The 3,568-nt window shown below is 52.5% G+C and carries 2 protein-coding genes; both read right to left on the bottom strand.

From position 1 onward, the window contains the following. Window positions 1-483: 483 nt before the first annotated feature. The gene (locus tag ABYW01_RS16840) at window positions 484-1,233 is read right to left on the bottom strand and encodes a DUF3726 domain-containing protein (RefSeq protein WP_372834934.1); all 750 of its coding nucleotides are present in this window, start codon (window positions 1,231-1,233) and stop codon (window positions 484-486) included. 11 nt (window positions 1,234-1,244) lie between these two features. Beyond that, window positions 1,245-2,954 carry a hypothetical protein gene (locus ABYW01_RS16835; protein ID WP_372834933.1) on the bottom strand — a complete coding sequence of 570 codons (1,710 nt, stop codon included), beginning with the start codon at window positions 2,952-2,954 and terminating at the stop codon, window positions 1,245-1,247. Window positions 2,955-3,568: the final 614 nt, after the last annotated feature.

The following is a 3,568-nucleotide window of genomic DNA, read 5'->3' as shown; positions in this document are numbered from 1 at the left end:
GGTGCCCATATTTCTGGTTCCTTTGCTCCTCCATGGGAACCCATACGAAAGTCATCGGTAGGCTGGGTGATATGTCGCCGCTGTATGCATTCCCACGCGGGAGCATGGGAACGAGGTAATCGACCAAGACCCTGTATTTCTGGTTCCCATGGTCCTCCGTGGGAACCCATACGTAAGTTTTCGGTAGGCTGGGTGGTATGTCGCCGATGTATGCATTCCCACGCGGGAACGAGGTAATCGATCAAGACCTTGTAGGGTCGGATTTATCCGACCGGCAGCCTAAAGGGCTGCCCTACATCTGTTCGCACAAAATTTTCTACATCGGAATTGAGGTGGCGAAGGTGCAGGCAAAAAAACGCCCTCACAGGGAGGGCGCATGGCGAAATCCAATCAACGGACGCAAATGATAGGTGTGGGTTGGTGTTGTTACGGACCTGCCCACAGATGGAACTCTTGCTTGTTGGTGCTTATTGATGCGTTGGCTTAACGGCCACCGGCACCTTGGCGGGAAGCTTCGCTGTTTTCAACCAGCACGCCAGCACCCAGACGATTGATCTCTGCCCAGAGTTCATCGTCAATTTCTACACCGTGTTCAACGGTTAAGTCTTTATTCTTTGCAACCTGCTCAGCGCTGATATGGCGCGCTTCGCTGTTGCCACGAGACTCCTGCAGGGATGAGGTCAGATCAACACGGGAGCTGCAGATAATGGTCAGTGCTTGCGCATCAACTTCACTGGTTTCCAGGCTGGTGGTCGCTTCGCTGTAGCTTGGGTAACGCTGACCCGCTTTGATCGCTGCGGTGTGTTCGGTCACTTTCTGGCTGCCGTTCTGCCAGTATGCTGCCACACTGATACCGCGACGACCGCAGTCTGTCAGGGCTTTCAGGATGAACATACGGTTATGACAGTTGTGTACGGTTACGGTGGCGATACCGCTTTCCAGCGCTTTAGCGTGGGCCAGATCAACCGACGCAGCGATGCAGTTCAAGGCACTGCGGCCGTGACTGTCGATGATCGCAGAGGTGCTGTCCTCATAGACAACGCTGCCCAGTGGCTTTTCTCGATCCTGATCGATGTAAGGCAGCGCACGCTGCAGTTCACCCAGACCGTTCAAGCCGTGTTTTTCCAGCCACAGAATCATGTTGGCGGCATCTTCGTAGTTACCCACGAAGTAACCGGTCGCTTCAAAGCAGCGGCGCAGAGCAGCTTTCAGTTCATTCATAGAAATATTCATTGTGCTTCTCCTTACTGCTTTGGCGACAGTGGCATGAACCAGTCATCGTTAAAAGTTTGTCCAATATCTTCCAGCAGTGGTGCGCCCTGGAACATGGTGTTACGTACCCACAGACGGGAACGTGGATCAAACTTGCTCACACCAAAGAATGCCAGCTTGCAGCGCAGCAAGTGCATCGGCAGGATATTGCGATCCAGCAGGTTGGCCTGAATATCACCGTAGATGCAGCGATTCATGCTCTGGATACGACGCACGATACCGCGCATCTTCGGACGTGCCACCATAAAGCGGGCGGTGGTGTGGTCCGGGTGTTCCTGCATGTATTCGCTCAGCTGGTCGTAGCACTTACGCACTGCGTAACCGACACCCAGCGCCATCTGTTTGTTCTTCGCTTCAGCATCCGCAACACTGCCCAGACGCGGTTCCATCTTCTCTTCGGAACGGTACCAGCAGGTTTCACGTGCACCTTCTGCATCGAAGTCGATATCCAAAGCCCAGTCGTAACGGGTTTCGATCACAGACTTCAGCGTCTGCAGCGGCATCAGTGGGTCTAGATCCAGGAACTCTTCAGCGGAGTGATACTCTTCCAGATCGTCGACCAACTCTGGATACAGCTCCAGCATGATGGAAACCAGCATCTCCTGACCTTGTACGGAGCAGTGTTCTTCACTCCAGTTCAGCAGGGCATTCCAGTCATTGAAGTCGCTGTCGATGTACGCTTTGAGCGCGTCCAGATCTTTCAGTACCAGCTGATTGTTGTTGGTCTGCCACTCATCTTCAGTGATGGTTTCAGCAGTATGCTGTGCGCAACGCTCGATCAGTTCATTCAGTCCCTGACGAGTGCGGTTATTGATGTTACCCAGCACACGAATGCGGGCCAGTGCCAGCTCGCGCATCTCGATCCACTGGTTGATCAGCAGCGGGTGGTTCACCAGATACGGCGCCATACCGAGACCGGTAGAGTTGCCGATGCCGAAGTAACGCTTGATATCCGCGTCCATCGGCTGGAATGTTTCTGGAGATTTGTGACGTGCAATGTGTTCAGCCTGAGTCAGACTGAAGTTACGCAGCATCAGGCAGACAAACATCTCGCCAGCAAACGGGCGGGCGAAATCTTTATGTTTGGTACGGACTTTTTCCCAGTCAGCCATGCCCAGTTTGCCGCTGCCGTATACAGCTGTGGTGCGGTACAGATAACCGACCTTGGCAATCTTTTCGACATCCGGCTGCTCACCTTGAGACAGCTGATCAACAACGTAGTCAAAGTTACGCGCACTGCGGTTGGCACGGGAGAGGACAAATACACGTGCATCCACGCGGCCAGCTTCCTGTTTAGGTACGTTCTGGCGCAGTTTTTCCAGATAGATATCGTCGACAGAACCTTCTACCAACGCCATCGTGAGATCCCACTTAGTGGCGATCACGCGGTCGTTGCGCTCTTCTGGTGACAGATAGTCGGAGAACAATACAAAGCTGAACAGGCCGTGGGGTGCATGCACCTCATACACGACGGTGCCATAGCCATCATTATCCAGCTCGAAACGAGCAGGCTCAATCTGCCAGCGCTCACGCATGATACGGCGTACCAATGTACGCATAAAACTCAGGCGGCTCTGGTGCAGAGCACCGAGGCGTTCCAGATCCATGACCTGACTGGCTGGACGCAGTGGCAGTGCATTATCACCCCTCAACGAGGTTTGGATAGCTGCAGGCGTTGTCATTATTATGATCCTCTTTTGCTACACATCTTTTTAGGTTCTTTGGGCCGGCGTTGCTTATCCGGCAGCAGCATAGATGTGTTGGAAACCGACGTACTCTGTATCTCTGCTGGTTTCGCATTTAATTATTGTCTGCAGAGAGAGCCACACCCGTATGGTTAATCATTAACGCTTTTTCGGGTGCTAACAAATCAAGGCATTCATTTCGACGCCCATGACCATCGCCGACAACCACCTTGGCCGATTGCCTGCGACCGTTTTATCTTGGGCCAAAGGTTTATCCGCACACAAATCAAAAGGTTATATCGCGTGATAAGTGAACCTTATCAAAGTGGTGAAAAGTATTATTTTTTCTATGGTTATGGGCGGTTGGTAAGAGGGGATTGGTTAACGATTATTTTGGAAGGGTGATTGGCGGTGTCGAGATTTAAGGGTTTAAGGGGCGTTGGGGCGGTGTGGTTAGGGTGTAGGTGTGTTGTTGGGAATCGCTGCGCTCGTCCCATATATGGTCTCCTCCCGATTTGCAAAGGCTCTATGCTTCGATGACGTGGCAGGTTGCTGCCATATATCCGGCCTGTTTAACGAAGTCTTTGTCACTTCTGGCCTTGATGAACATT

Source organism: Pontibacterium sp., from assembly GCF_041587635.1.
GTDB lineage: Bacteria > Pseudomonadota > Gammaproteobacteria > Pseudomonadales > Balneatricaceae > Pontibacterium.
Note: the sequence above shows the minus strand (reverse complement) of the source record. Positions and strands in the feature narration are given on the sequence as shown.

Excerpts from the sequence above, each read along its gene's own strand:
- ABYW01_RS16835 (WP_372834933.1), bottom strand. The coding sequence starts at position 2,954 with ATGACAACGCCTGCAGCTATCCAAACCTCGTTGAGGGGTGATAATGCA.
- ABYW01_RS16840 (WP_372834934.1), bottom strand. The coding sequence starts at position 1,233 with ATGAATATTTCTATGAATGAACTGAAAGCTGCTCTGCGCCGCTGCTTT.